The following is a 1,145-nucleotide window of genomic DNA, read 5'->3' as shown; positions in this document are numbered from 1 at the left end:
GGGGTGAGCGACTGTCTTGTTGGTCAAGCGGTTTGTTCGCGCCATGGTTGTCTGTCCCGGATGACGGCGTTGAGGATTGTGACGAGCTTTCGGGCTGTCGCGATGATGGCGACGAGTTTTGGTTTTCCGGCTGCGACGAGCTTGTCGCGGAAGGCCTTGAGCGTCGGATTGTGGCGGGCGGCGACCAAGGCGCCCATGAAGAGGGCGGTGCGGACGGCGGCCCTTCCGCCTCCGATGAAGCTCTTGCCGCGCCATTGCCCGGACTGGCGGGTCCAGGGCGCGAGGCCCACCAGCGCCGCGACCTGGCGGCGGTCGAGCGAGCCGAGTTCGGGCAGCTCGGCGATGAGGGTGCGGGCGATTGTCTTGCCGATGCCGGGCACGGAGGCGAGCAGGTCCTCCTTGTCGCGCCAGGCTGGCGAGCCGCGCACGGCGTCGTCGATATCGTGGTCGAGGCTGGCAAGCTCCTTCTCCAGCGCCTTGACCAGCCGCACGATGCTCCTGGCGATACGGGCCGGCGCGCGCTTCTGGCGCTGGCGTTCGGCCCCGATCATCGCCACGATCTGGCGTCGGCGCGCGACCAGATCGGCCAGCAACTGCGTCTCCTCGTCCGGCAAAGGCCGGATCGCAGGCTTCGTCGCCTCGACGAAATGGGCGATCACGCCCGCATCGATCGGGTCGGTCTTGGCGCGCTTGCCCAACGCATTGGCAAAGGCGCGCACCTGCGCCGGGTTGACCACGACGACAGGCAGTCCCGCCCCGGCCAGCCCCGCCGCGACGACCGTCTCGAACCCGCCCGTCGCCTCGACCGCGATGGCGGCCGGGCCCAGGGGGCCGAGCCGCTCGATCAGAGCCGCGATCCCGTCCCCGTCGCGCCTGACGAAGAAGGCCTCTCTTCCCGGCCGGACGGCCACGTCCAGACGATCCTTCGACACATCGATCCCAACGATGACGATGGCGTCCATCCTGTCCCATCCTTGCGCAAGCGGGCTTCGCTTCGAGCGGCCCAAGCGACTGTTCGGGGTCGATGGATCGGCAGGCGAAGACCCAAGCTCACCCACGGGCTTGGTGTCCCTCAGGGCTGTCGGTCTTCCACCTGCCACCGCAACCGCTGGTATAGCAGATGAGGCAAAATGAGAGTTACAAGG

Annotated in this window: 1 protein-coding gene; it reads right to left on the bottom strand. The window is 67.9% G+C overall.

Features of this window, described 5'->3' with window-relative positions:
• Positions 1-23: 23 nt before the first annotated feature.
• Complete coding sequence (locus BMZ69_RS30920; RefSeq protein ID WP_092163849.1) at positions 24-962, bottom strand: IS110 family RNA-guided transposase; 939 nt, start codon at positions 960-962, stop codon at positions 24-26.
• Between the last annotated feature and the right edge of the window lie 183 nt (positions 963-1,145).

The sequence above is a fragment of the Allobosea sp. CRIB-10 genome, assembly GCF_900112185.1.
GTDB lineage: Bacteria > Pseudomonadota > Alphaproteobacteria > Rhizobiales > Beijerinckiaceae > Allobosea.
The sequence above is the reverse complement of the archived record's forward strand: the minus strand, read 5'-3'. Positions and strand labels throughout refer to the sequence as shown.